Below are 26,305 nucleotides of genomic sequence, written 5' to 3'. Positions count from 1 at the left end.
TTATGTTGTCGCTTGAATTTACACTCGAGGTTTTAAAATAGTTGGTTTAGGTGTTTTATGAATATGTGGGTAATCTAAATTATAGTGAAGCCCACGACTCTCTTTACGTCGTTGTGCGCTCATGACCATAAGCTCAGCTACCAAGACAAGATTTCTCAATTCTAATAAATCTCGATTAAGCGTGTGTTGGTGATAGTATTCATCGACCTCTTTTTGTAAGTTTTTAATACGCTGACGAGCTCGTTTTAAACGTTTATTTGTTCTCACAATACCCACGTAATCCCACATGACACGTCTTAATTCATCCCAGTCGTGGCTTACCAAAACTTTTTCTTTAGGTTCCGTTGTTCCGCTACTGTCCCAGAGTCTAACGTCTTCCCTTGTAAGTGATTGAGTGGCAAAAGCTTTGCTGATGCTTTTTTGTGCCATTTTGGCAAAGACTAAGCCTTCGGCAAGCGAGTTACTAGCCAGACGATTTGCACCATGCAAACCTGTGTAGGCGGTTTCACCAATAGCATAAAGCCCGTCTAGACTGCTTCGGCCTTCTAGGTCGGTTACCACTCCGCCACAAGTATAGTGCGCGGCTGGCACAACAGGTATTTGTTCTTTAGTAATATCAATGCCCACTTTTTTACAGCGTTCAAAAATGGTTGGAAAGTGGTTTTTAATCAGTTCTTCAGGTTGGTGAGTGATATCAAGGTATACACAATCAATACCATGTATTTTCATCTCTTGGTCAATCGCTCGCGCTACTATATCTCTTGGTGCTAGATCTGCTCGCTCATCATACTTTTGCATAAAAGCTTCGCCATTCGGCAGGCGCAAGATGCCACCTTCTCCACGAACCGCTTCACTGATTAAGAAAGAGCGGTCTTTTGGGTGGTACAAACAGGTAGGGTGAAATTGATTAAACTCCATATTACCAATCTGGCAACCTGCACGCCAAGCCATGGCAATGCCATCGCCCGTTGATGTATCAGGGTTACTTGTATAAAGATACGCTTTACTTGCACCACCTGTTGCTAAAACGGTAAACAGAGATGAAATCGCATAAATGCTATTGTCATTTTGATTTAAGGCATAGGCTCCGATGCATCGATTACGTTTCTGATTCTTTATCAAATCAATCGTCATATGGTCAGGCAGCAGAGTAATGTTTTTGTGTTGTGTAACCTTGTTAATTAACGTGTTTAAAACGGACTGACCTGTATGGTCGGCTGCATGAATAACGCGTCTATGACTGTGGCCACCTTCTTGCGTTAAGTGGAACGGAAAATCGGATTTAGATTGACGATGTTCTTGGTTGTCTTCACTATCCATGCTAAAAGGTACACCAAGCTCAATTAATTCTTGAATAGATTCCGCGGCATGAGATGCGACAATAGCGACTGCTTTTGGGTCGCAAAGCCCAGCACCAGCATTTTGGGTATCTTCAATGTGTGCCTCAATACTGTCAAATGGGTCTAAAACGCCAGCGATTCCACCTTGCGCATAATTGGTACTGCCTTCTGAAAGTGAGCCTTTGGCCAGGATGGTGATTTTATGCTCTTCAGCCAGTTTTAGCGCGATTGACAAACCTGCAATACCACTACCAATGACCAGAATATCTGTAGTGAGTGTTGAGTTATTTTTAGAAGACAAATCAGTTCCTTAATATTGCAGACAATTTAAACCTATGACAAATGTCATCTCCAGGTCAATTGCGAAAGATTGGGGTATATTATATTGGAGTCGAATGATTTCCAAAAAAGTTATTTTAACACGCGGGTTCAATATTCAGGAATTAGTGGTTAAATTGCAGATATTACTTAAAAGTGTGACGAGGTTTTTAGAGAAGTCATCTCCATTATAATAAAAGTAAGAATGTTAAATTTTAATGTTGAAACTTTGCTAAAACACCCCTACTAATTAAGTTGCTTAATAAACAAGGAATGCATTGTTTGATTATTTTAAAATTGAGGTATGAATGGAAAACCAACTAGCTCGTATATTACGTGAACGCGGAGTAGTGATTGGGTTTGAAGGTGATGATGTTTTGATTGAAACGGTGAGACAGACAGGCTGTTCTGGGTGTTCTTCAGAATCTGGTTGTGGGACATCTGCTTTATCAAAACTCTTTACTGGAACCCATAAGAAACCTATTAGAGTAAAAAACACCTTACCTTGTCAGGTGGGAGATTCAGTAGAGTTGGTTTTGGATGAGTCACGATTGCTTAAACATTCATTTATGGCTTATGGTTTACCATTAATTGGACTTTTTATTTTTTCTATTACCTTTTCAAAGCTCGCTTTGCACATGCTAAATTTATCAGCAGGCCTGGCAGATATGGCCGCTATTTTAGGCGGTGCATTTGGGCTTTATTGTGGTTGGTGGTTAACGCGTAAAATCTATAAACCCGTCATGCCTAAACTCAATAAAGTGATAAGTTGTGAGCAATAGTGGTTTTGTTTTAAGTTTAAATTAACAGCATTTAAATGTGCTTTAAGTGATTGATATAGGGAGTTATCAAACCATGAAAAAAACATCTATATTTTTAAGTATCTTGGTCAGTGCTTGGATTGTGATTCAGCCTGTTACGAGTTTTGCTGCTAATGCAGGTGATTATGGTTTGCCTGACTTTAGTGAGTTGGTGGCTCAAACAAATCAAAGTGTTGTTAACATTAGTACAACCAAAAAAATTGAACGTCAAGAGATGCCAGAGTTTAGAGGTATGCCAGAAGAGATGTTACGTCACTTTTTTGGTTTGCCACAATTTAGAGGCGACCCTCGTGGTAACCAAAACCCACACTCAGAAAAACCACCCAAGGAGGAATCACACTCTTTAGGTTCTGGTTTTATTATCAGTGAAGATGGTTATATCTTGACCAATAATCATGTGATTGATGGTGCGGATGAAATTATTGTCAGAATGCGCAATCGTGAAGAGCTCAAAGCTAAAGTGATTGGTACTGACCCAAGAACCGACGTGGCTCTTATTAAGATTGATGCCGATAACCTGCCATATGCAAAAATTGGCCAGTCAAATGATTTAAAAGTAGGTCAATGGGTATTAGCCATTGGTGAACCGTTTGGTCTTGATTTTACCGCTACACACGGAATTATCAGTGCCTTAGGTCGTGCATTGCCAGACGATACTTATGTGCCCTTTATTCAATCAGATGTTGCAATTAACCCAGGTAATTCAGGTGGCCCTTTATTTAACTTAGAGGGTGAGGTGATTGGGATTAACTCACAGATTTACAGCAAAACGGGTGGCTCAATGGGATTGTCATTCTCAATTCCTATTGATATCGCCATGAATGTGGTAAATCAGTTAAAAACGGAAGGTAAGGTTTCTCGTGGTTATTTAGGGGTGCAGATTCAAGAGGTTACCAGTGATTTAGCTAAGTCATTCGGGTTATCAAAACCACAGGGTGCCTTAGTGGGGCAAACTTATGATGATACTGCGGCACAAAAAGCAGGTATTGAAGCGGGGGATATCATTTTAGAATTTGATGGAAAGTTGATTAAGAAATCAACTGACCTACCACCGATTGTTGGTATGACTTCAATCAATAAATCAGTCAAGGTGAAGGTTTTACGTCAGGGTAAGGTGAAGTACTTTACGGTGAAATTAAATGCGCTTGATCAGGCGGATCAGATTGCCGCTAACTCTAATGGTAAGGCTTATAGTGATAACCGTTTGGGCGCTCTTGTTAAAGAGTTAGACAGAGATTCACTAGATGCACTTAATTTGCCGTTTGGCGTTATGGTTACCGATGTTTTAGGTGGCGCAGCTGAAAAAGCGGGTTTACGAAATGGTGATATCATTGTCACAATTGATTTTAAACCTGTAAAAACGGTTTCAGGGTTGAAAAAAATGATGAAAAGTTTACCTAAAAACCGCTCTTTACCAGTGAGAGTCGTACGTAATAAACGTTCATTGTTTTTACCTTTAGTGCTTGAAAAGTAACGTATTATCGATTTTTTCAAAAAATAAAAACGGATGGCTAAATGATTAAATGCTCAATTTTAAGTTAAGCAGATGAATCTAGATGATTTATCAATGCGAAACCGCTTGAATTAGCGTAAAATACCCGCCATTCATTGGTAACCAGAACTGCGCGGTTTGATTTTCTAAAAAATAGGCATTCAGCGTAAGTTTATAAAGGGGCAGTGGCCCCTTTTTTATTTGTTGTTTTTATTCATTTCCAGTAGAAAAGATTATTGGCGAATGAATGTATATTGTTAAGTTGGAGCTTAAATGTCAGACAGTTTAAAACATATTCGAAATTTTTCGATTATCGCGCACATTGACCATGGTAAATCGACCATTGCGGATCGTTTTATTCATCTTTGTGGTGGTTTAACTGATCGCGAGATGCAAGCACAGGTTCTAGATTCGATGGATATCGAAAAAGAACGTGGTATTACCATTAAGGCACAGAGTGTTACGCTTAATTACAAAGCGGACGATGGCGAAACTTATCAATTGAATTTTATCGATACTCCAGGTCACGTTGATTTTTCATACGAAGTCTCACGTTCTTTAGCGGCGTGTGAAGGTGCTCTGTTAGTGGTTGATGCTTCTCAAGGTGTAGAGGCGCAAACGGTGGCAAACTGTTATACGGCTATTGAGCAAGGGCTAGAAGTGCTGGTTGTGCTGAATAAAATTGATTTACCCGCTGCCGACCCTGAACGAGTCATTGAAGAGATTGAAGAAATTATTGGAGTTGAAGCGGCAGATGCAGTTCATGCCAGTGCAAAATCAGGTATAGGTATTCGTGAAACCTTAGAAGATATTGTTGCTAAAATTCCACCTCCACAAGGTGATTTAGATGCACCTTTAAAAGCACTTATTATCGACTCATGGTTTGATAATTACCTTGGTGTTGTTTCGTTAGTTCGAGTGATTGATGGAAAAATCGGTAAAAAAACCAAAATGAAAGTCATGTCGACCAAAGAAGAGTATTTGGTTGATGATGTGGGTATCTTCACGCCAAAACGAACTTCAACGCCATTTTTAAAAGCGGGTGAAGTGGGTTACGTTATTTCGGGTATTAAAGACATTGATGGTGCGCCAGTAGGGGATACCTTGTGTGATGCAGCGCGTGAAAATGTTGACGCTTTACCTGGATTTAAACCCGCGCAACCACGCGTTTTTGCAGGCCTGTTTCCAGTGACTTCGGAACAGTATGAAGACTTACGTGAAGCATTAAGAAAACTGCGTTTAAACGATGCCGCTTTGCATTTTGAACCAGAAACCTCTGAAGCGTTAGGTTTTGGTTTTCGTTGTGGTTTTCTTGGTATGTTGCACATGGAAATCATTCAAGAACGTCTTGAGCGAGAGTACGATATTGACCTTATTACTACAGCACCAACGGTCATTTATGAAGTATTAACCAAAGCAGGGGATGTCATTTCCATTGATAACCCTTCAGAACTTCCAGATGCAGGTATTATCCAAGAGATTCGTGAGCCGATTATTCAGGCCAATATTCTTGTACCTAATGAATATGTTGGTTCTGTGATGAAGTTGTGTATTGAAAAACGTGGCGTGCAAAAAGATATGCAGTATTCTGGCGGACAAGTTTCAATTAACTATGAACTGCCATTAAACGAAGTGGTGCTTGATTTCTTTGATCGACTTAAATCGTGTAGTCGTGGTTATGCTTCTATGGATTATGAGTTTAAGCGTTTCCAGGCTGATGACTTAATTCGTGTTGATTTTATGATTAACGGTGAGAAAGTGGATGCACTGGCGGTTATTGTGCACCGAAGTTTTGCAATTCAACGTGGGAAGGTCATTATTGAAAAGCTACGTGAAGTCATCCCACGTCAAATGTTTGATGTAGCGATTCAAGCCGCGATTGGTGGAAAAATCATCGGTCGTTCAAACGTTAAGGCTTTACGTAAAAACGTTACGGCCAAGTGTTATGGTGGTGATGTATCACGTAAGAAGAAACTTCTGCAGAAGCAGAAAGAAGGTAAAAAACGAATGAAGTCGATTGGTAGCGTTGAGTTACCGCAAGAAGCCTTCTTAGCGATTCTAGACACAGGAGAGTCTTAATTATGAGTTTTGAGTTAATTTTAGTTATTGTCACGGCAATTACGGGTGTGATTACCTATGTTGATCGTGTCGTTTGGCGTCCTAAGCGTTTATCGGCGATGATGCCAGAAAAAGAACCTATGTTGGTTGAGTATGCTCGTTCACTTTTTCCAGTGTTTTTAGTGGTATTGGTTCTACGCTCATTTATTATTGAACCCTTTAGAATTCCTTCTGGTTCTATGTATCCAACTTTGCAAATCGGTGATTTTATCGCGGTTAACAAGTTTGCATACGGAGTGAAATTGCCCGTTCTACAAACTAAAATTATTCCAATCTCTGAACCTGAACGGGGTGATGTGGTCGTTTTTAAGTACCCTAATGATCCTGATGTTGATTACATTAAACGTGTGATTGGTTTACCAGGCGATAAAATCACCTATGTGGGTAGAACGTTGTTTATTAACGATAAAGCCGTGAGTCAAAAGTTCATTGGTAAATATCATGGTACAGAGTCCAGTGCGATTATGAATGGGGCTTCTGTGGTTGAAGAGAGCTTTCCTGATGGGAATATTCACCAGATTTTGCTTGATATGGATAAAAGCTCTAAAGACATGAATACCGTTACTGTACCAGAAGGGCATTATTTTATGATGGGTGACAATCGTGATCATAGTAATGACAGTCGTTTTTGGGGCTTTGTTCCAGAGAAAAATTTAAAAGGTAAGGCATTCGGTATCTGGATGAATTGGGATGATGGCCTGCACTTAAACCGCCTTGGAACTGGGATTCAATAATATGGCCAAGTCAAACAATAAACTCTCAATTGAACGTACCGCTAAGTTACAGCAGTTATCTAAAAAGTTAGGTTATCAATATAACGATATCTCTGTTTTACAGCATGCTTTAACGCATCGTAGTATGGGGGCGACTAACAATGAGCGTTTAGAGTTCTTGGGTGATAGCCTGGTCAACTTTATGATTGCTGATGTACTCTTCCATCAGTTTAATCGACTACCAGAAGGTGATATGAGCCGTGTTCGTGCTCATTTGGTAAAAGGAGACACACTCGCGGTAATTGGTAAAGAGTATGAGCTTAGTGAGTACCTGGTGTTAGGGCCAGGAGAGCTTAAAAGCGGTGGTTTTAGACGCAACTCGATTATTGCCGATGCGGTAGAAGCGATTATCGCCTCAGTTTATGAAGATGGTGGTTTGGATGTTTGCCGAGAGCTTGTGATGCGTTTCTATAAAAAACGCCTTGAAGAATTAGACCCTAAAAAAGTCGGTAAAGATCCTAAAACTCGTTTACAAGAATATCTTCAATCTCACAATGAAGAGCTACCAGAATACTCCATTATTAGTGTAAATGGTGCCGCACATGCTCAAGAGTTTACGGTTTCATGCTATGTGGGTAAATTAAATTCAAAATTTGAAGCCATCGCTTCTAACCGTAGAAAAGCCGAACAAAAAGCCGCAGAAATTGCGCTAGAAGCACTTGGCGAAGTGTGAACAGCAATCACTATTTACTTTAGTAAAACTTATCGGCTTAGCTAAAACCATACAGGCCTGGTAAGTTCTTTTGTTTGCACCCTTTTAAATTTATAATTAATCGTATAACAATATGATTACATTGAGAAACACATGTCAGATAACGAATTATCTTTAGAAAAAATCTTAGCGGGTCCTGCTTCACAGGATGCGGAAGTTGAAACAGATTATCAAGCGGGCTTTGCTGCCGTGATTGGACGCCCAAATGTGGGTAAATCAACCATTATGAATGAAATGCTAGGTCAAAAACTCAGTATTACTTCACATAAACCGCAAACTACTCGTCACCGAATTCACGGTATTTACACCACACCTGAACATCAAATTATCTATGTAGATACGCCAGGTATGCATTTAGGGGGTGAAAAATCGATTAATGAGTATATGAACCGAACAGCAAATAGTGCGTTTGCCGATGTGGATGTGATCTTATTTGTGGTTGAAGCGGGGCGTTGGACTAAAGAAGATGCCGCGGTGGCTAAAAAGTTAGAAGGAATTGACACTCCTGTTGTTGTCTTGATGAATAAAATCGACAATTATAAAAATAAAGAAGACCTATTTCCGTTTATGCAAACGGTGGGTGAAAACGTTAACATGGACACCTTAATTCCTATCTCTGCCTACAAGAAAAATGGCTTAGATTTAATTAAAAAAGAGGTGCTTAAATACCTTCCGCATCAAGAAAAAATCTTTCCTGAAGAATATGTCACAGACCGCTCTCAGCGTTTCTTAGCTGCAGAAATCATTCGTGAAAAACTCATGCGTACTTTAGGTGAAGAAGTGCCTTATGGTTCTACGGTTGAAATAGAGCAATTTAAATATGACGAAGAAGAAGGGCGTTGGTTAATTAATGCGTTAATCTTGGTTGAGCGTAAAGGCCAAAAGCAGATTGTTATTGGTAAAAAAGGTGAGCTTATCAAACAGATGGGAATCCAGGCTCGTAAAGATTTAATTGCTTTGCTGGATGGTCGTGTCCATTTAGAATTATGGGTTAAAGTAAAAGAGAACTGGTCTGACGACGCGCGTGCTTTAGCCAGTTTGGGTTATGACGATAACTACTCAAGTTAATTTGGTCGTTGATTGTTATGGAGATAGAACAGTCCGCGTTTGTTCTGCACTCTCGACCTTATAGAGAAACCAGCGCTTTAGTGACCTTTTTTACCCCTGACTACGGCAAAATTAATGGTGTCGTTCGTGGGGTAAGAGGTGGGCGCAAAACCGCTTCTCAAAAAACGGCTATGCTCCAGCCTTTTCAACAGCTTACTCTTCAGTGGCGTGAAAAACCCAATAATCGTTCAGACTTACTCAGTATTCAACAAATCGAGATGGGCTCATTACGTTTTCCATTACAGGCAGAGGGCAATATCTGCGGTTTATATGTTAATGAATTACTTTATCGTTTATTGTTTCCCCAAGTGGCCACTGAAGCTTTATTTGATCTTTATCAACAAACCCTTTACCAGCTTTTGTCCGCTGAAAAACGCAATGACCAGGCCTGGTCACTTCGTCAGTTTGAACATTTATTTCTTGCCGAAATGGGGCATGGTATCCAATGTGATGAAGATATTAACCAACAGCCAATTCAACCCGAGCAAGCCTACTTTTTTTACCCACAATATGGCGCTGTATTAGCCTCTTTAGATTCTCAAAAGCAGGGATTGGCTATTCAAGGCGAGTGTTTATTGGCAATGCAAGAGATGCGTTATTGTGAAGAGTGCTTACCTTCACTAAAGAAACTCTATCGGTGGGTTTTGGCGCATTATCTAGGCGATAAACCAATTATGACCCGAGAGCTATTTAATTAAACTGGTTTTTAGGTTGAAGACAGTTTTTTTCAATGATATTTCATCCTCAAACAGCGATAATAACGCACTTAAATTTATTTTTGTCTATTGACTCTATTTCAAGGAAAAGTAATGAATCCAATTTACCTAGGTTTAAATATTGATCATGTTGCCACTTTACGCCAAGCGCGTGGTACACGTTACCCAGACCCTATTAAGGCTGCGTTAGATGCAGAGATGGCAGGTGCGGACAGTATTACTTTGCACCTTCGAGAAGATAGACGACATATTCAAGATGAAGATGTCATGCGTATTTCAGCCATGCGTCAAACCAAAGTGAATCTAGAGATGGCGGCCACTGAAGAGATGGTGCAAATTGCGATTCAACAAAAACCTGAAGATGTCTGTTTAGTGCCAGAAAAACGTGAAGAGTTAACCACTGAAGGTGGTTTGGATGTCGCTGGGCAAATGCCGTGGTTAACCGATGTTTGTGCTCGATTAGCTGAAGCTGGTTGCAGAGTGTCTCTGTTTATTGATCCAGATGAAACGCAAATTGAAGCCGCTAAAGAGGTTGGCGCACCTGTAATTGAATTGCACACTGGAACCTATGCCGAATTAGAAAACCCTGCCGAAGTCCAAGCTGAAATTGCACGTATTAAACATGCCGCAGAATATGCGTACCGGTTAGGCTTGGTGGTTAATGCTGGGCACGGATTACACTATCATAATGTTCAGCCTATTGCAGCTATGAAAGAGATTGAAGAGTTGAATATTGGTCATGCGATTATTGCGCAAGCGGTTTATTCTGGCTTACCAGAAGCGGTGCGTGAAATGAAACGTATTATGGTTGAAGCTCGCCAACAAGCTTACTTAGCCGATTAATTGAGTTAATTATGATTATTGGTGTTGGTACAGATATCGTTGATGTTGAACGTATTGAAAAAGTTTATAAAAAGCAGGGAGATACCTTTGCACAACGTTTGCTGTCAGAGATGGAGTTAAAAGAGTTTAAAAATCAGCTCTATCCAGAACGTTTTTTAGCCAAGCGTTGGGCTTTAAAAGAAGCGGTATCTAAAGCTTTAGGTACAGGGATTGCCCACGGTGTGCGTTTTAAAGATATGACGGTAGCTCACAAAGAGAGTGGCCAACCCATTTTACTTTTAGCGGGTTCTACCCTTGATAAATCCAATGAACTTGGCATTACTCACTGGTCGATTAGTATCAGTGATGAAAAGCATCATACAGTTGCCTTTGTGGTTGCTGAACAAAATAATGATTAAACATCTTGGAGTTTTCTAACATGAATAAGTCACTGCTTACTAACCTAACGGCACTCATTTTTTTAATATTAGGTTACGCCGTTGAAAACACCTATCTGCTCATGATTGGTTTATTTGCTTTATCGGGTGCTTTAACCAACTGGTTAGCAGTATATATGCTATTTGAAAAGGTACCAGGCCTGGTAGGTTCTGGGGTGATTCCTAATCGCTTTGAGGCGTTTAAAACAGCGATTAAAACCTTAATGATGGAGCAATTTTTTAATCAAGAGAATATTGATAAATTTGTTGCAAACAGCGTACAAACTGCCAAGTTTGAACTCAAACCTGTGATTGAAAAAGTCGATTTAACGCCATCTTATGAACGATTAGTTGAAGTGATTATGAACTCCTCTTTTGGCTCTATGTTAGGCATGTTTGGTGGGGCAGACGCTTTAACGCCATTAAAAGAACCGTTTTTAACGAATATGAAAAGTTCATTGATTGAAATGACACAAACCGATGAGTTTCATCAGATGCTTCAAGATGAGCTCGATCAGCCTGATGTGATGGCCGATATTCAATCTAAGGTGGCTGACATCATCGATAGCCGTTTAGAAGAGTTAACCCCTCAATTGGTTAAAGAGATGGTGCAAAAAATGATAAAAGAACACCTTGGCTGGTTAGTCGTTTGGGGTGGTGTCTTTGGTGGTTTAATTGGGTTTGTTTCTACCTTTTTCTTTATGTTACCGCTTTAATCCCTAGGATTTCTTTAAAACCTATTCTCTAGTTCTATTTTTACTAAACTACCAGGCCTGGTAGTTTAGTTTGGTTGTTAAAATTCACTTGCTATAAAGATTGAGTATGATGTTAATTCTAGCTTTTCCAATTTGGGCGTTACTTGTAAGTGGAATAGCTTGGTTCTTTCCAGATGGGTTTATTGGTTTAAAATCATGGATTGTGCCATTACTGATGCTGGTTATGCTTGGAATGGGTTTAACCTTAACTTGGCAAGACTTTCTAAAAGTTTGGCAACACAGGCTCATTGTGGCCGCAGGCGTTACGCTACAGTTTTTAGTTATGCCGTTTGCAGCATGGACACTCTCCATGCTGTTTGGACTCTCTCTAGAGCTAACAATTGGCATGATGTTAGTGGGCGCAACAGCAGGTGGAACGGCTTCCAATGTTATGGCTTATTTAGCCAAAGGAGACGTGGCTCTCTCGGTGAGCATGACTCTGATTTCGACTTTAGCCGCCGTGATTATGCTACCGTTATTAAGCTGGGTTTACCTAAGTCAAACGGTTGAAGTACCGGCATTATCAATGCTGTTTATGTTACTTAAAATGATTGTTGCTCCCTTACTCTTAGGCATGTTGCTCAACCACTTTTGGCATCAACAACTTCAACCCATAGCGCGCTTTTTTTCGTTGTTTTCTATGGCTGTTATCTTATTCATTATTGCAATTGTCGTTGCTCTGAATGCCAATAATTTAACCACCGTTGCTTGGACATTGGTGCTTGCGGTTATGTTACACAACCTAATTGGTCTATTCTCAGGTTATTGGTTATCAAGAAAGTTAGGTTTTGATTCTGTTATTGCTCGAACCGTGGCGATTGAAATAGGCATGCAAAACTCAGGGTTGAGTGTGGCTTTAGCTTTAAAGTATTTTACTGCGGCAAGCGCGTTACCAGGCGCATTGTTTAGTATTTGGCACAACCTATCAGGTTCTGTTTTTGCCAGTTATTGGCAGAATAGAGATAAAGTGAATACCAGGGTTTAGCGGCATATTGTTGACATAATTTTATACATTCATGCATGAACGTATAAAGCAAAGGGCATTCCGTAACAAAGCTTCTTTCTTTTAGGATAAATAGAGCAATATGTTTTTCTTTGATAGAGCGTTTCGCTCATTTTTCTTAGGTGGCAGTTTTTTTGCCACTGTTTCTATGTTGGTTTGGTGGTTTAACTTTCCTCAAAGTTCACTGAATTTTTCGGGTGTGTTACCGATGTACTGGCATGGCCATGAAATGATTTTTGGTTATGCGTTAGCGACAGTGAGTGGTTTTTTACTGACCGCCGTTATGAATTGGACAGGGCTAAATTCAGCATCGGGTAAAAAATTATTGGTTCTGTTTGGTTTATGGTTAAGCGCTCGACTGGGCTATTTGTTTAACCTACCTATTGAGTGGATTGCCGTTGTGGATATCGGCTTTACTCTAGGTCTTTTCTTGCATTTTTTTATTCCTATTTTAAAAACCAAACAGTGGAAACAGAGCGGCTTAGCGGTTAAGTTTTTATTATTAGTGTTTGCCAATGGTATGTATTATTTAGGTGCACTGAATATTTTTAGCCAAGGCTTATATTGGGGAATGATAGCTGGTCTGTTTTTAGTCTTGGCCATTAACTTAACAATGATGCGCCGACTGATTCCTTTTTTTACTGAAAAAGCGCTGGGCTTACCAGAAAAAGTGAATGAGAAGTGGATTGATTTTTTAGCAATAGGTGGGTTTTTAGCTTTAATGGTTGCGGTGATTATTGCACCAGGTCATTGGTTTATCAGTGTCATTGCCTTTCCGTTGGCAGTGGTTCACATTGTGCGCTGGGTAAAGTGGCATCACCCTAAAGTATGGCAACTCACCTTGCTTTGGCCTTTATATCTCTCATACGCTTTTATGATATTTGGCATGGTTTTATATGGGTTTGTGGGTTTAAAAATGCTCAATGAATCTATCGCGATTCATGCCTTAGCAGCGGGTGGAATTGGCTTGTTATGCTCTTCGATAATGGCTCGAATTTCATTAGGGCATACCAATCGTAATGTATTTGCACCGCCCAAGATGGTTATATTTGTTTTTATACTGTTAACGATTACCGCTGTTTTGCGTGTGCTGATGCCTATTGTTGATTCGACACATTACGCTTTATGGATGCAGTTGAGTCAATGGGGATGGATATTGAGTTTTATGGTGTTAACCGTTGTTTATTGGCCTATATTAACCAAGCCGAGTCCAGCTAAAGACACGGGTATTTTATTATAGTCATTCGCCAGAAATGTTATGAGTAACTAGGTAGATAGCATACAGGCCTGGTCACTTTCTTTATTGAGTGACAAGGCGCTTACGAATTATTAAGCCAATAATATTGCCCATTAATGCAAATGCCAGCCAAACCCAACCATGTAAGCTTCCTGAAGCAATTCCGCTGAAAAAAGCCCCAATATTACAGCCCGAGGCCATGACCGCACCAAAGCCCATAATGGTTCCACCCACGATACTACCAATTAAACCTTTTGTTGTAATGGTAACTTTGGCCCTCGGTTTAATCAGTGAAACCGCTAAAGCCCCCAAAACCACCCCAATAGTTGTTAGGCTGACAGTGTTTTCAAAAATCCCTTGACCCATTTTAGTGGTGTTCTCCATGGTGTAATCCCAAAAATACCAATCTACAGGTAGGGTAAATAAATCGATTAATCGAGTACCCCAATAAGGAAAGACAGAACTGATTGACCAAGGGGTTCCAGAAATAAACAGTAAACTGGCATTTAAAAACGCCATAGCAACGGCCGCTAATAAAAAAGGGTGTGCGATTAGGTTGGATTGTCTAGTGGTTAACGGTTGATAGTCATGGTGGTGACGTTGTTCAAAACGTTTTAGAAAAAAATACAAAGTAGCTAGTAAAAATAGCTGAATAGCTAAACCTAGCCACCAACCAAACTTGTGCTGAAATGCAAAGGGTTCTATAACGGGTAAATTGCGCCAATCACCAAAGGTAATGGCGGCTAAAGTACCGCCAATAATCATAAATAGTAAGGTAGAAAACGAGAGGGCTTGTAGCTGTCCAACGCGATTCAGTGTGCCTGAAGTGCAGCCACAACCAATCTGCATACCAATACCAAAAATAAATGCGCCTAAAGGAATCGCCAAACTTAAAGGGCGAATAAAGCCTGTAAAGGTTTGGTCGTTCCAGGATTGTATGGCAAGCAATGGCGAAAATAATACAACAGCAATGGCCAGCAACCAAATAATGGAACGCATGCCAGCGGTACGTTTTTCTAGGATAAGAGAGCGAAAGCTACTACTAAAACCGAATTGAAAATAGTTTAAACTCGCCCCTAATAGGGCACCAATTAAAACTAAGTCTATTGTAAGCAGAATGCTGTTTTGACTAAACTTAAATACACCATAGATCAGTAAAGGTGAGATAAGTAAGAGGCTGAACAGATAAAATTTTATAGAATTCATAACTCTATTCCATGTTTCAATAGAGTTATGTTAATAAGTTTTATTTATTAAGTGAAATTAAAATAATTTATAAGTATATTGGGTTGATATACAGAACGTGGTCGGTTTTTCCTTTGGGTTTCTATATAACAGCACTCAACATAGGCTTTAAGTAATGGCTGCTTAATAACTTAATCATTTAGTTGATCATTAAGTTAATTATTTAAACGAGTTTCAATACTGACATTATCATCAATAGCATCGCTTGGGTGGTTAATGATTGAATCGCCTTCTACCAGGCCTGTTATGATTTGCACACTTAAACCATTTCGTTGCCCGATGGTGACAACTTGTCTAACCGCTTTGTTATCCAGGCTTTTAAATACCGCCCAGCCATCTTGATAACGAAATAGTGCGCTTGATGGAATTTGCAATATATTCTCTTCTTGCCACAGAATAAACTGTGCCTCTACACGGTAGGCATCACCTAATTTTTGCCATTGCTCAGTCGGTGAGGTGAAGTCACAAATCACCCAAACCCGTTGCTCTTCTACTCCTAAAGCGGAAACTTTGGTAAATCCCACGGGTTCAACTGATTTTACGATACCCTCTAATGGTTGTGAACCACCCCAACGGTCAAAGAGCACCTTCATACCAGGTTTAATTTTAACGGCATCGGCGGAGAGTACATCCACTTCAACTTCTAAAGCGGTTGGGTCTCCGACCTCTAATAAAGATTCTCCTGTCATAACAGGGCCTTCACATTGTCGAGCCACTTTCAAAATTTTGCCAGTAATTGGCGAGTTAACAGGTACACGTTCCTGGTTTTGTTCTTGTGGGTTGGCCGCTGAATATTCAAGTGTGGTCAGCGCGGCTTGCAGTTCAAAGTTGGCGACTTCGACAGCGAACTTAGCAGAACGTTGTTGAGATTGTGCGGTGACGGTGGCGGTTTTAGCTTCATCAAACGTTTCTTGCGAGATTAAGCCTTTTTGCAGAAGGGGTTGATAACGTTTTAATTTATCATTTGCCAATGTTGCGGTAGCTTGTGCTGAAATGGCTTGTTGTTTGGCTGATTTTAGAGCAGAGCGGGCAGCAGAAACTTGCGCTTCGGCTTGGGCTCGGCTTCTTGAATCTAAAACTTGCGATTCAAGTGGTGTAATGCCTAATAAATTTTGTCCTTGAGTAACAGGGTCCCCGACTTTTAAGTGCATTCGGCAGGTCATTCCATTGACGGGTGATGAAATCACATAGCGGTCAATGACTCGTGTTCTGCCGTCTTCTTGAATACTGACAGTAAGGGGAGCTTTATTTACCGTTACCGTTTCAACTACAATGGGTTTTGGCCAGAAACCCCAAGTCAGCAAACCAACAATAATGATGATGGTCAAAAGAATACCTGGGTGTTTAAATAACGGGGTATTTTGGAAAGGTATGTTCATAATTTGATTCTCAATTCAGGTTATTCTTTTGCTTTTAATACCGCTACCATATCAAGGTGCGCGAGGTTTCGCCATATCATATAGGCAGAAATGAGTGATGACACCAAAACGACTAACGCCGCATTAGCGTAAACATCATTTTCTAAAATAAGCGGAATACGATACAGGTCACTGTTAAATTTCATCGCTAAGTAAGCGCAAAGGCCATTACCAATAACAAAACCAAGTGGAATCGCTAATAAGGTCAAAATGGCTTGTTCGCCTAATAAAATATAGGCAATTTCGGAGCGATGAAAGCCCAACACTCGAAGACTAGCAAGCTCTCGGTTACGTTCAGATAGAGCAATTCGCATACTGTTGTAAATCACACCAAAGGCGATACTCGCACCCAGAAGCGTAGAGATGAAGCTGAAAAATAAGATGGTATCATCCATTGTGTCGTAAAAGCCTTCAATGGCGGATTTTTGCTCTACAACTCCAGCAATACGTGGCATGTTTTTGAGTTCTTTATAAACCGTTTTTTGATATTTTTCATCCACCTTTAAATAGGCTCCAGAGATGACATCACCTTCTTTTAAGAGTCGGTTTAATGTATTTCTTTGCATATAGACATTTAACCCTACATATTGTTTTGCAGTCCCAATCACTTGTGCCGTGATGGTGGGACGATTCCCCTCTAGCACTTCAATGGTGAGCGTCTCTCCTGGTTTGATATGCAATTGTTCAGAGAGGTAATCGGTAATAATGACGCCTTCTTGAGGAATGTTAATGGTCTTTAATTGACTGTCTAATAATCTCGTTAAAGTGTTGTTAGGTTCGACACCGTTTATTGAAGTACGATATGAGCGGTGCTGAAATTTTAGATTCACAGCGACATTTCGAAATCCTTCGGCTAACTCGACACCTTGTATGCTTTGTAAAGAGTATAGAGAGCGCTTTGAGGTGGGCTCAGCGTAGAGTGCCATTAAATCTTCGTGCTGGCTCATATTGTATTGCACATCAACCATCTCATTAATGGCACCTTCTTGGAAACCACTAACCATCATAATGCCACAGGCCATACTGATACCAAGGCTGGTAAACAAAGACTTAATTGGACGGCGTTCTATATGCCGTAGAATCATCCTGCTGGGTTGTGAAAATCGATTTTGTAACCCTAACCGTTCAATGACGGTAGGACGATAACTCGCAGGAATTTGCGCTCTCATACCTTGGGCGGGCGGTAATTTTACCGCTTTATTGACCGCGTGAAGTGTCCCTATAATAGCGACGGCAAAGCTGACTAAAGCTGCTGAGGCAATCACGCTCGGTTTTAACAGGTAGTTCATGTAAGGCAGGCTATAAACCTCCATATAGAGGTGGCTCATGCCTTTTCCCATCCATATGCCAAACCCAATACCTAAAATAATACCGATGGAAACAATCATGAGCACCAGTTTGCTGTAATGTAATCCAACAGAAAAGTTGCTATAGCCAAAAGCTTTAAGTACCGCAATTTGCTCCCTTTCAAGCGAAATCAAACGGCTAATCACAACGTTTAATAAAAACGCGGCAACACCAAAAAAGATAATTGGAAATAGAGTTGCCATATTGTTGAGCTGCTTGAGCTCTTCACTTAAAAAACGGTTAGAGAGTTGGTTTTCTCTTGAGTAAGCGCCTGTACCACCATAGGGTTTAAGTATTTCATCTAAACGATCAATAACGTCTTGTTCATTGGCTCCTTTTAGCAGTGTAAGGGTAACGTTGTTAAAAGCGCCTTGCATATCATAAGCACTTGCCAAGGGCGTGCGTGCCATCCACATGACGCCATAACTTTTATAGTCTGGAAACATCGCGCCAGGCGCGATTTGATAGATATATTCGGGTGATAAACCTGTGCCTACAATCGTTAAATTTTTACTACGCCCATTAATGTTGGCCTTGATTTTATCGCCTGCTTGCAAATGGTGTGCATCGGCAAACTCTTCGCTGAGAATAATTTCATTATCTCGGCCAGCTTCAACCACTCTGCCGTCTCGTAAATACAGCTGGTTGAGTACGCCACGACTATTTTCTGGTAGTGAGATAAGGTGACCACTCACGGGATCATCGTAATTCTCAATTTCTAAATTAACGTAGCTAACCACACGAGTTTCAACCTTATCGACGCCTGGAATTTCTTCAATTCGTTTGGCAACAGATAAAGGCGCACGTTTAAGGGAAGTGAATACATCGGCAAAATGATTGCCTTGATAATAACTTTCACGAGATTCGTACAGCGAGTCGTAAGTGCTAAGAGACATAATGAAGATAGCAACGCCACTTACGATAACCATAGCAATGGCGAGCGCTTGCATGCGCATATTCCAAAGTTCTCGCCAAAGTTTGATGTCTATTGCGTTCATTTAATTATGTTCTTTATCGATGCTTATCTACCAAGATAAATCGTGTGGTGAGACACGTGTTTGATTGGTGTAACTTTTCACAATTTGGCCATCAGAAAGGCTAATCACTCTATCGGCCATTTGGGCAATACCAGCATTATGGGTAATCACCGCGGTGGTGGTGCCTAATTCACTGTTTACTCTTTGCAAAGCTTCCAATACTTTAATGCCTGTTTGTGAATCGAGCGCTCCAGTAGGCTCATCGCACAGCAATACATCTGGGTTTTTGGCAATCGCTCTAGCAATAGCCACTCGTTGCTGTTCACCCCCTGAAAGTTGAGCTGGAAAATGATTTAATCGATTTTCTAACCCCACAAGATTTAAAGCCTCCTCAGGTGTCATTGGTGATTTTGCAATTTCGGTAACAATGGCGACGTTTTCACGCGCGGTTAAACTAGGGATGAGGTTGTAAAACTGAAAAACAAAACCAACGTTATAACGACGGTACTCTGTTAATTCGTGCTCGGTGGCATGACTTAAATCAACGGTTTGAACTGAGTGGTTTGAATCATCAATATTATGATAAATAACACTACCTTCGGTTGGCGTGTCTAAGCCACCAAGTATATTGAGCAAAGTGGATTTACCACTACCAGAAGCGCCAAGTAAAACGGTTAACTCGCCTTGGTAAAGTGTTAGGTCAACACCACGAAGGGCATGAACATCAACCTCACCCATTTGATAAACTTTGGTAATGCCTTTTACTTCAAATACGCTATGAGAGCTCGTGTCTACAGTATTGGACGCCTGTTGCATGTTATAACCATTATAAATGTCTTGAGTTTTAGTATATAACAGCCAATAAAAGAGGAGGAAAGATTGTTGTGGAAGACTTAATGTAAATTAAGCCTTTAAGGAATGGTTTACGTTTTTGAAGCTCTACCGATAAGTTATCAGGCCTGTTGAGTTCTTTCGAGGCCTGGTAACTTATTAGTTTAAATTAAACGACTAAATCAATTTGCTGAATGGTTCCAACGCCACCCGATTCCCTTAGATAAACCCCCGTATCGGTTATTTGACCATGTTGTTGGTTGTTTTCATCCTTTAAAGCAAACTCTGTTGCAATGTGATTTAAGGATATTGCACCAATATTCATCTCCATTAGACCAGATAATTGGTCTAAACCGTGGCTGTCTTTTTGCCATATTTGCAGCTTAGAAAAAATCGCATCATTTTCATCAATCCAGCCATTATTATCGTCATCAAATTGCGAAAGCTCCTCAAAACCATTGCCCGTTAAGGCGCCAAATAACTCACTGCCATTGTTAATGACACCATCTTGATTTTTGTCATAAGCCAAAAAGCCAGAGTCTTGATTAACAAATGATATCTGCTCATTCTTGCCATCGGCATCTAAATCAAAGTTAAATTTCTCAACAGTCAGGTTTGCTGGTGCCCCAGAAAAATTGACGACTAAAGGATCTTTGAGAACAACACCTTGTTCTTTTTCAACGTGCAATTGCGTTGAAAAATTACGGTACATTTGAGTCTTTAAAGCAAAATCAATCTCTCTTCCATCGGCTGTTTTTACGTGACCTTTGGCTTGAAAGTGGGTTTGCTCAGTTTCTTGGTAAGAACTATGGAGCGACCATCGTTCACCCATAGATGGAATACTATTTTGTTGCAGGTCAATTTGATTTTCACTTGGCGTTGACAACATTTGACCTGGATTTATATTCTCTTTTTCAGGTTTATCTTGAGATTCATAACCCATGACCTTCAAGGTGTAGGCTTTGCCAGTTATCCGTTCCATTAAAGCTTCAATTGCTTTAATCATTTCCAGTAACTTAGGAGGTAGAGTGCTTTGATTATCAAGTTCGCTTGTTTTAACGTCATTAGCAGTTACAAACTGTGACGGACTGTTTGGGTTATAAACAAGGTTTTTTTGTTGGTCATTAATTTGGTTTAAACTCGGACGACTGTCAATTGATGGTCTATTATTTACCATATTTGAATCAACGCCTTTGCCAATCAGCAACTGGTGTTGGCTTGAAGAGGTGTTTTTTACAGAGAGGTTGTCCGTTTCACGCGTTGCTAACTGGCCGTTAACAAAAGTTTCATGCACACGTTCTCTATGGCTCTCTTTTGCAGCATAGTGCTGGGAAGAGAGTTGAAGGTTCTGGTCAATAATTTTCATAAAACTATCCAATATATTATTAAGTTTGCTGGATGTTTCCCTTGAATGCTTATTGTTTTTTGTATGTGTTTTTTATATTGGTTTTTATTGTTATAAGTTTATTAACGGCAGAAATATCAAAAGCTTAGCTTTTATTTGTACGGACGGTGTGATGAGTGGCTAAAGTAGGGAGGTTACGGGTTGTTATTTTTAGCTTTATTGATTTGGGATAGCCACTTTTCTTTCATTTTATTCCATACGGTTTTGCCTAAAAGTAATATGGCTAGGTAAAATGTGACTTCACCAATAATAATTAAAGCGGTAATGATACCAGCCATTTCTGAGATGCTAAATTCGAAGAATGGAATGGCAAAAACCGCAGTCCAAGAGATTGTTGAGACGGCAATTAAAAGGTAAGCTAGTGGCTTAACAATTGGGCGAAATCGTTCTTTTAAGGTCATTTAAAATGTCTTTTTTTGATAATACGCAAGAGTGAAAAAATGAAAACTCATACTATACCAGGCCTGTTTATCCTTTTTATAAGCATTCTGTGTTTATCATCGTGCAGTTCACATAAATTACCCACATTAAAATCGGACGATGTAATTTTAGCTTTTGGCGATAGTTTAACCGCTGGTGTTGGTGTGCAAAAGTCAGAGAGCTATCCCACTGTTTTAGCGCAGCTAACGGGTTTACAGGTTATAAATGCGGGTGTTACGGGTGAAACCACCACAGAAGGCTTAAAGCGTTTACCAGAGCTTCTTAATAAATATAAACCAGGCCTGGTAATTTTGTTGGAAGGGGGTAATGATGTGCTTCAAAAAGTCCCTGAGTCACAAATCAAAGCCAATCTAGCCAAGATGATTCAAAGCATTCAAAATAGTGGTTCAGCTGTTTTATTGGTGGGGGCCCCAGAGAAAAAACTGTTTGGCAATTCATTAGAGTTGTATGCAGAATTAGCCAATGAGTTTAACATACCCATTGAAGAGGATATTGTGGCAAACCTTATGAAAAGACTATCCATGAAGTCGGACTACGTGCATTTTAACCAACAAGGTTACCAAGCCATGGCAGAAGCTATTTATAAACAATTAATAAGTAGCGGTGCGATTAATTAGAAACCCTATTTGATTTTTTACGCTCTCCTAAGCTAAACGGAATATAACAAACAATCATGAAAACCAAGCTCATCACCAAACAAGGTTTTAAAAAACTCCAAGCTGAACTGGATGAACTTTGGCGTAAAGAACGCCCAGAAGTTACCAAAATCGTTACCTGGGCGGCTAGTTTAGGCGATCGCTCAGAGAATGCAGACTACCAATACAATAAACGTCGTTTAAGAGAAATCGATCGCCGAGTACGTTTTTTAAGAAAATTCTTAGAAGAGGTAAAAATTGTTGAATACCATCCACAACAAGACGGTAAGGTGTTTTTCGGTGCTTGGGTAGAACTTGAAGATGAAGAGGGCACAACACTTACAATCAGAATCGTTGGTCCAGAAGAGATTTATGGTGCAAAAGATTACATTTCCATAGACTCTCCTATGGCAAGAGCCTGCATTGGCAAAACCGTTGATGACGAAGTAATTGTAAATATACCAACGGGCAAAAAAACTTGGTTTGTGAATGCGATTAGCTATAGTCAAGAATAATGATTTTACCCAACTATAATTAGTTTACATTCATTCAAATCTAACCATTTTTAAGCTTCTAAAAACTCAACTATTTCAATTCAAAAAAGCAATTTACCAGGCCTGGTAAATTGTGAATTTGTAAAAAGTGACGCCACGGCTTTAACAACCTTTTAACATCGATATATAAAATTATTGGCGGTAATGCTGTATGAATAGGGATTAATATAATTGATATATCAACAACTTAAATTGATTAAGTAAGCTCTATATTCAATATATTTTAATTGATAATTGATGGATAATTAAGATGTAGTTATGACTATAAATAGGCTTATTTATAAGTGATTTTAATAAGTAGAGATTCAATGAAAAGAAATATTTGGACAGTTTATTATTTAATACTCGTTATCAGTATCATTGGATTATTGGGATTAGCTTATGCGAAACATTCAGAATTACATCAAAAATTATATGCTCAACAAAGCGCTTCTTTAAAACTCATTACTAAAAGTATTGAATCAAGCTTAACTGAAAATGAATTACTTCTCGATATTTTAGGCTCGCGTTTACTTGAAAGTGAGTTGTATACCGATACTGAAAAAACTCATCGCTTACTTAGAAAAATGCTCGCCACCAAACCCAATTTAGTGGGTTTTGGGCTTCTTGATATTCATGGAAACTTCATTGCGGTTAGTGGAAATTTTGATATCTCTCATTTACCAAATCTACTTGAACTCTCTGATACTAAAGAAGACTTTAACGCGACTCTTAACAGTAACAAAATGGTCATAGGACGTACCTATTTCTTTAGCGGCGCAAACGATTGGGTAATACCTCTTAGAAAAACGTTACGTGACCAGAATGGTAATCCGATTGCTGTTATGACGACAGGTTTAAAAGTAAAAGATCTTGCTAAAGTAAATGGCTTACCTCAACAGAATGAATTGAAACTCGCTATCATTAATGCTCGTAGCAAATACCGAGTTTATGTCAATGATATTGATGAAAGTTTTTTTCAAAAAGCTTATGAAAACTCTATTACAGAAGATGACTTAAAATCAGCAAACGAAGCGTTGCTTGATAACTACAAGCTTACTCTTAAAGAAGCTAAATTGAAATTGCCTGATATCCCTGTTAGTGGGGATGCAATAGATACCCTTACCAAAGAGCCTATAATTGGCTCTTTAATATATAATTCAAAATATGATCTTTGGGTTGTTATAAAGCAAGCGGCTTCAATATTAAGAAATAACTTTATAAACGCTCTTCAACTCTATCTTTTCATATTTTTAATTGTTCATCTTATAGTTATTTGGCTAGTAAGGCGTATTCATAATAATGAAGCCCAATCTTTAAATAAACTTCAGTACCAAGCAGAACACGATCCTTTAACGGGATTATATAATCGATACTATCTTGAAAAAGCGTTTCCCAAATTACTAACAGAACAAACCAATGACATTAGTTTGATGTTTATTGATTTAGATAATTTTAAGTATATTAATGATACTTTTGGACATACTACGGGGGACAAGCTTCTTCTTCAAGTAGCAGAAAGGCTAAAAAATTTCTCTTCATATGCTCAATACATTATCCGTTTTGGCGGTGATGAGTTTGTTATGGTTATGCAAAATAAAACACACCATGACTTTGATATTGCTAAACAAATTATTGAAACAATCGGTGTTAGCTACTTAATTGAGGACTTAAATTTTACCATTGGTGCAAGTATTGGTATTGCTAGAGCAAAAGAGAATGGTTGTAGTTTAAACAACTTATTGAGCCATGCTGACTTAGCCTTATATGAAGCAAAAAACCGTAAGAACTGGGTAGAAGTTTTTTCTGAAAACTTGCAACTAAAATCACAAAAAACATCAACTATTGAACACAACTTGAGAACGGCTCTGGAAAATGATGAAATTTATCTAAACTACCAACCACAAGTAAATAAAAATGGCGAGCTGCATGGCGTTGAATGTCTTGTGCGTTGGCAGAGCCCCAAATTAGGATTTGTTCCACCTAATGAGTTTATCTCTATTGCAGAAGAAATTGGCTTTATGCCATTGCTCGGGCAACGTATTGCATATCTTGCACTTACGGAAATTGGAACACTCCAAGAAAAATTAAATCGTCGTTTTCAAATATCCATTAACGTCTCTATCAAACAGTTTATGCAAGAAAACTTTTTTGAAGGATTTATTTCTTGTGTACAAAAAAGTCGTATTCCATTTAAGTACATCACGATTGAAATTACCGAATCACTTCTTATTGAAGATATCGACTTTATTCTTTCAATGCTGCACCAATTCCGACGAAAAGATATCCGCATTTCGTTAGATGACTTTGGAACGGGTTATTCATCACTTAGCCTATTAAGACAGCTACCTATTCAAGAGCTTAAAATTGATAAAGCTTTTGTAGACGATATTTTAGATGACTCAAAAGATGCTACTTTAGTGAAAAACATCATCAATATCGGAAATGAATTTGGTATGTATACCTTAGCTGAAGGTGTTGAAATAAAAGAGCAAGTTGAACAATTAACTAATTTTGAGTGTGACTTATATCAAGGTTATTTTTTCTCTAAACCACTTAGTATTGAAGACCTAGAAACTTTTATTACAAAGTAGTCTAATAAAATAAATAAAAAGGCTGGCCCTTCATTAATAAAAAATAACAAATTATGTCTGTTAATTGTATTCTTTAAATCAATTTACCAGGCCTAATATTTTGATTTTAGATACTGGTAGATTGGTTTTTTTAGGTAGAGTATTTTGTGCGTAAAGCTTACTCGTTCTTTTATGGGTACCAAGCCGATTGTTCAGCTTGTTGGTAAAGGTTGTTGAATTGTTCGTGAATCTCTTTTATCCAATCTTGTTGTTTAGCTTTTGCGCAGCCACCAAGAGAGTTAAGGTTTTTCTTAAAGTGAATTTCTTGCGCTTCTTTTTCTGAACGTACATCGGGATTGATAAAGGATTTTATAAAGTTATTAGCGGTAATGCTGTATTTGGTGATATATAACCGATTAACTTTGTTGAAGTTTTTGGCCACACTAATCCCACGACAACGTGCATTATAAAAATCGAGTTGTAGGGCTTTTAGTACCAAGTCGGAATGTAGCTTGAGGTCAGGGTTTTGAATATTTGTAGGGTCTGTTGACTCATTTGCGAATGAGTTTGGAGCGAATAGACTCAAAAGAGGGATCAATATTGCAAAAAGAAAGAGTCTAACCGTTTTTTTGAATCGATAATTTTGTTTGCAGGTAAACATAAAAATTCCAATAAGTGCTCATGTGATTTACAGAGTCTTTCTAGTTTACTGGATATATTCGGACTTTTGAATGCTTATGCTGATTTGGTAAAGATATTATTGGTGGTTTTACTGTGGCGATGAAAATTAAGCCTAAACAATTTGATTGTTAAGGCTTAACTATGGAGAGGGTTTGCTGGGTTATTTTACAAGCTGTTTAACCCATGATTCCATGGTGTCGTTAGCAATTGGATTTGGTGCTTCCATAAAGTTAACAATAAAGCGGTCACCCATATCAGTAACACCAATAGAGCGTGGGCGAACCGCAACTGGGTCAGCTGATGGCAATTGGAAGCCAAAGCAAAGAATTAAATTTTGAGCGTCAACAATCCCTTCACCGATTTCACCATTAATACTTTTAGTATGGCTAAAGTGATCAAAACGAGCGATGTTGACGGCTTTAGGATCGGCTTCAACTTGTGCGTGTAAAAAGTCTAAAATGGCTGGAACGCTGTCAAACTTTGATTCTTCTTTGCTAAATTCTAATGCAAAAATTGGGTATTTTTCTTTAAAGATTTTTTGTTGCATCTTATGTTTTCCTTAATAATA

Annotated in this window: 24 protein-coding genes; 15 read left to right on the top strand and 9 right to left on the bottom strand. The window is 39.1% G+C overall.

What is annotated here, in order from left to right; genetic code table 11:
* Positions 1-18: 18 nt before the first annotated feature.
* Complete coding sequence (gene nadB / locus A379_RS02140; RefSeq protein ID WP_040725392.1) at positions 19-1,641, bottom strand: L-aspartate oxidase; 1,623 nt, start codon at positions 1,639-1,641, stop codon at positions 19-21.
* 325 nt (positions 1,642-1,966) lie between these two features.
* Here nadB and A379_RS12550 point away from each other — a divergent pair, with 325 nt between their 5' ends.
* From A379_RS12550 to A379_RS02080, 12 genes are all read left to right on the top strand, one after another.
* Positions 1,967-2,440 (top strand): SoxR reducing system RseC family protein, encoded by a 474-nt coding sequence (locus A379_RS12550; protein WP_051144928.1) that lies wholly within the window; start codon positions 1,967-1,969, stop codon positions 2,438-2,440.
* A 73-nt stretch (positions 2,441-2,513) separates the two neighbouring features.
* On the top strand, positions 2,514-3,953 hold the full coding sequence (locus tag A379_RS02130; RefSeq protein WP_040725391.1) for a DegQ family serine endoprotease: 1,440 nt from the start codon (positions 2,514-2,516) through the stop codon (positions 3,951-3,953).
* Between the two features lie 291 nt (positions 3,954-4,244).
* Positions 4,245-6,050 carry a translation elongation factor 4 gene (gene lepA, locus A379_RS02125; RefSeq protein WP_040725389.1) on the top strand — a complete coding sequence of 602 codons (1,806 nt, stop codon included), beginning with the start codon at positions 4,245-4,247 and terminating at the stop codon, positions 6,048-6,050.
* A gap of 2 nt (positions 6,051-6,052) precedes the next feature.
* Positions 6,053-6,823, top strand: a complete 771-nt coding sequence (lepB, locus tag A379_RS02120; RefSeq protein ID WP_040725388.1) for a signal peptidase I — start codon at positions 6,053-6,055, stop codon at positions 6,821-6,823.
* A gap of 1 nt (position 6,824) precedes the next feature.
* Positions 6,825-7,535: a ribonuclease III gene (rnc, locus tag A379_RS02115; protein ID WP_051144927.1), complete on the top strand. Its 711-nt coding sequence runs from the start codon at positions 6,825-6,827 to the stop codon at positions 7,533-7,535.
* A 132-nt stretch (positions 7,536-7,667) separates the two neighbouring features.
* Entirely contained in the window at positions 7,668-8,642 is a 975-nt protein-coding gene (gene era / locus A379_RS02110; protein ID WP_081696307.1) for a GTPase Era, read from the top strand.
* A 17-nt stretch (positions 8,643-8,659) separates the two neighbouring features.
* The gene (gene recO / locus A379_RS02105) at positions 8,660-9,379 is read left to right on the top strand and encodes a DNA repair protein RecO (RefSeq protein WP_040725387.1); all 720 of its coding nucleotides are present in this window, start codon (positions 8,660-8,662) and stop codon (positions 9,377-9,379) included.
* 111 nt (positions 9,380-9,490) lie between these two features.
* Positions 9,491-10,240: a pyridoxine 5'-phosphate synthase gene (gene pdxJ, locus A379_RS02100; RefSeq protein ID WP_040725384.1), complete on the top strand. Its 750-nt coding sequence runs from the start codon at positions 9,491-9,493 to the stop codon at positions 10,238-10,240.
* A gap of 11 nt (positions 10,241-10,251) precedes the next feature.
* Positions 10,252-10,638, top strand: a complete 387-nt coding sequence (acpS, locus tag A379_RS02095; RefSeq protein WP_106381676.1) for a holo-ACP synthase — start codon at positions 10,252-10,254, stop codon at positions 10,636-10,638.
* Between the two features lie 20 nt (positions 10,639-10,658).
* The gene (locus tag A379_RS02090; protein WP_040725380.1) at positions 10,659-11,372 is read left to right on the top strand and encodes a hypothetical protein; all 714 of its coding nucleotides are present in this window, start codon (positions 10,659-10,661) and stop codon (positions 11,370-11,372) included.
* A 106-nt stretch (positions 11,373-11,478) separates the two neighbouring features.
* The gene (locus A379_RS02085) at positions 11,479-12,396 is read left to right on the top strand and encodes a bile acid:sodium symporter family protein (RefSeq protein WP_232744803.1); all 918 of its coding nucleotides are present in this window, start codon (positions 11,479-11,481) and stop codon (positions 12,394-12,396) included.
* 100 nt (positions 12,397-12,496) lie between these two features.
* On the top strand, positions 12,497-13,654 hold the full coding sequence (locus A379_RS02080) for an NnrS family protein (protein ID WP_040725378.1): 1,158 nt from the start codon (positions 12,497-12,499) through the stop codon (positions 13,652-13,654).
* 60 nt (positions 13,655-13,714) lie between these two features.
* Here A379_RS02080 and A379_RS02075 read toward each other — a convergent pair whose 3' ends face one another.
* The 6 genes from A379_RS02075 to A379_RS02050 form a co-directional block, all read right to left on the bottom strand.
* Positions 13,715-14,857, bottom strand: coding sequence for a YeeE/YedE family protein (locus tag A379_RS02075; RefSeq protein ID WP_040725377.1), 1,143 nt, complete (start codon positions 14,855-14,857; stop codon positions 13,715-13,717).
* 194 nt (positions 14,858-15,051) lie between these two features.
* Positions 15,052-16,275, bottom strand: a complete 1,224-nt coding sequence (locus A379_RS02070; protein ID WP_051144926.1) for an efflux RND transporter periplasmic adaptor subunit — start codon at positions 16,273-16,275, stop codon at positions 15,052-15,054.
* Between the two features lie 20 nt (positions 16,276-16,295).
* Positions 16,296-18,659 carry an ABC transporter permease gene (locus A379_RS02065; protein WP_040725374.1) on the bottom strand — a complete coding sequence of 788 codons (2,364 nt, stop codon included), beginning with the start codon at positions 18,657-18,659 and terminating at the stop codon, positions 16,296-16,298.
* A gap of 27 nt (positions 18,660-18,686) precedes the next feature.
* Positions 18,687-19,454 carry an ABC transporter ATP-binding protein gene (locus A379_RS02060; protein WP_040725373.1) on the bottom strand — a complete coding sequence of 256 codons (768 nt, stop codon included), beginning with the start codon at positions 19,452-19,454 and terminating at the stop codon, positions 18,687-18,689.
* A 184-nt stretch (positions 19,455-19,638) separates the two neighbouring features.
* Complete coding sequence (locus A379_RS12545; protein WP_051144925.1) at positions 19,639-20,835, bottom strand: hypothetical protein; 1,197 nt, start codon at positions 20,833-20,835, stop codon at positions 19,639-19,641.
* A gap of 173 nt (positions 20,836-21,008) precedes the next feature.
* A complete protein-coding gene (locus A379_RS02050; RefSeq protein ID WP_040725370.1) occupies positions 21,009-21,275 on the bottom strand; it encodes a transporter suffix domain-containing protein in 267 nt (88 codons plus the stop codon).
* Positions 21,276-21,314: 39 nt separating this feature from the next.
* On the opposite strand from A379_RS02050, the gene A379_RS02045 reads away from it, so the two are divergent.
* From A379_RS02045 to A379_RS02035, 3 genes are all read left to right on the top strand, one after another.
* On the top strand, positions 21,315-21,932 hold the full coding sequence (locus tag A379_RS02045; RefSeq protein ID WP_040725369.1) for a GDSL-type esterase/lipase family protein: 618 nt from the start codon (positions 21,315-21,317) through the stop codon (positions 21,930-21,932).
* A 56-nt stretch (positions 21,933-21,988) separates the two neighbouring features.
* Positions 21,989-22,465: a transcription elongation factor GreB gene (gene greB, locus A379_RS02040; RefSeq protein ID WP_040725368.1), complete on the top strand. Its 477-nt coding sequence runs from the start codon at positions 21,989-21,991 to the stop codon at positions 22,463-22,465.
* 347 nt (positions 22,466-22,812) lie between these two features.
* The gene (locus tag A379_RS02035; RefSeq protein WP_040725366.1) at positions 22,813-25,077 is read left to right on the top strand and encodes an EAL domain-containing protein; all 2,265 of its coding nucleotides are present in this window, start codon (positions 22,813-22,815) and stop codon (positions 25,075-25,077) included.
* Between the two features lie 169 nt (positions 25,078-25,246).
* Here the strand turns inward: A379_RS02035 and A379_RS02030 are convergent, their stop codons facing one another.
* A complete protein-coding gene (locus A379_RS02030) occupies positions 25,247-25,717 on the bottom strand; it encodes a hypothetical protein (protein ID WP_040725364.1) in 471 nt (156 codons plus the stop codon).
* 180 nt (positions 25,718-25,897) lie between these two features.
* Positions 25,898-26,284: a DUF6858 family protein gene (locus tag A379_RS02025; protein WP_040725361.1), complete on the bottom strand. Its 387-nt coding sequence runs from the start codon at positions 26,282-26,284 to the stop codon at positions 25,898-25,900.
* Between the last annotated feature and the right edge of the window lie 21 nt (positions 26,285-26,305).

The organism is Thiomicrorhabdus sp. Kp2, from assembly GCF_000478585.1.
Lineage (GTDB): Bacteria > Pseudomonadota > Gammaproteobacteria > Thiomicrospirales > Thiomicrospiraceae > Thiomicrorhabdus.
Note: the sequence above shows the minus strand (reverse complement) of the source record. Positions and strands in the feature narration are given on the sequence as shown.

What these genes read in the sequence shown, in the direction of transcription:
- A379_RS02060 (WP_040725373.1), bottom strand. Translation starts at nt 19,454, where the DNA reads ATGCAACAGGCGTCCAATACTGTAGACACGAGCTCTCATAGCGTATTT.
- A379_RS02065 (WP_040725374.1), bottom strand. Translation starts at nt 18,659, where the DNA reads ATGAACGCAATAGACATCAAACTTTGGCGAGAACTTTGGAATATGCGC.
- A379_RS02130 (WP_040725391.1), top strand. Translation starts at nt 2,514, where the DNA reads ATGAAAAAAACATCTATATTTTTAAGTATCTTGGTCAGTGCTTGGATT.
- A379_RS02090 (WP_040725380.1), top strand. Translation starts at nt 10,659, where the DNA reads ATGAATAAGTCACTGCTTACTAACCTAACGGCACTCATTTTTTTAATA.
- pdxJ (WP_040725384.1), top strand. Translation starts at nt 9,491, where the DNA reads ATGAATCCAATTTACCTAGGTTTAAATATTGATCATGTTGCCACTTTA.
- recO (WP_040725387.1), top strand. Translation starts at nt 8,660, where the DNA reads ATGGAGATAGAACAGTCCGCGTTTGTTCTGCACTCTCGACCTTATAGA.
- A379_RS02030 (WP_040725364.1), bottom strand. Translation starts at nt 25,717, where the DNA reads ATGTTTACCTGCAAACAAAATTATCGATTCAAAAAAACGGTTAGACTC.
- A379_RS02050 (WP_040725370.1), bottom strand. Translation starts at nt 21,275, where the DNA reads ATGACCTTAAAAGAACGATTTCGCCCAATTGTTAAGCCACTAGCTTAC.
- A379_RS02035 (WP_040725366.1), top strand. Translation starts at nt 22,813, where the DNA reads ATGAAAAGAAATATTTGGACAGTTTATTATTTAATACTCGTTATCAGT.
- A379_RS02070 (WP_051144926.1), bottom strand. Translation starts at nt 16,275, where the DNA reads ATGAACATACCTTTCCAAAATACCCCGTTATTTAAACACCCAGGTATT.
- rnc (WP_051144927.1), top strand. Translation starts at nt 6,825, where the DNA reads ATGGCCAAGTCAAACAATAAACTCTCAATTGAACGTACCGCTAAGTTA.
- lepA (WP_040725389.1), top strand. Translation starts at nt 4,245, where the DNA reads ATGTCAGACAGTTTAAAACATATTCGAAATTTTTCGATTATCGCGCAC.
- lepB (WP_040725388.1), top strand. Translation starts at nt 6,053, where the DNA reads ATGAGTTTTGAGTTAATTTTAGTTATTGTCACGGCAATTACGGGTGTG.
- greB (WP_040725368.1), top strand. Translation starts at nt 21,989, where the DNA reads ATGAAAACCAAGCTCATCACCAAACAAGGTTTTAAAAAACTCCAAGCT.
- A379_RS12550 (WP_051144928.1), top strand. Translation starts at nt 1,967, where the DNA reads ATGGAAAACCAACTAGCTCGTATATTACGTGAACGCGGAGTAGTGATT.
- A379_RS02075 (WP_040725377.1), bottom strand. Translation starts at nt 14,857, where the DNA reads ATGAATTCTATAAAATTTTATCTGTTCAGCCTCTTACTTATCTCACCT.
- era (WP_081696307.1), top strand. Translation starts at nt 7,668, where the DNA reads ATGTCAGATAACGAATTATCTTTAGAAAAAATCTTAGCGGGTCCTGCT.
- A379_RS02080 (WP_040725378.1), top strand. Translation starts at nt 12,497, where the DNA reads ATGTTTTTCTTTGATAGAGCGTTTCGCTCATTTTTCTTAGGTGGCAGT.
- A379_RS12545 (WP_051144925.1), bottom strand. Translation starts at nt 20,835, where the DNA reads ATGAAAATTATTGACCAGAACCTTCAACTCTCTTCCCAGCACTATGCT.
- A379_RS02025 (WP_040725361.1), bottom strand. Translation starts at nt 26,284, where the DNA reads ATGCAACAAAAAATCTTTAAAGAAAAATACCCAATTTTTGCATTAGAA.
- acpS (WP_106381676.1), top strand. Translation starts at nt 10,252, where the DNA reads ATGATTATTGGTGTTGGTACAGATATCGTTGATGTTGAACGTATTGAA.
- A379_RS02045 (WP_040725369.1), top strand. Translation starts at nt 21,315, where the DNA reads ATGAAAACTCATACTATACCAGGCCTGTTTATCCTTTTTATAAGCATT.
- A379_RS02085 (WP_232744803.1), top strand. Translation starts at nt 11,479, where the DNA reads ATGATGTTAATTCTAGCTTTTCCAATTTGGGCGTTACTTGTAAGTGGA.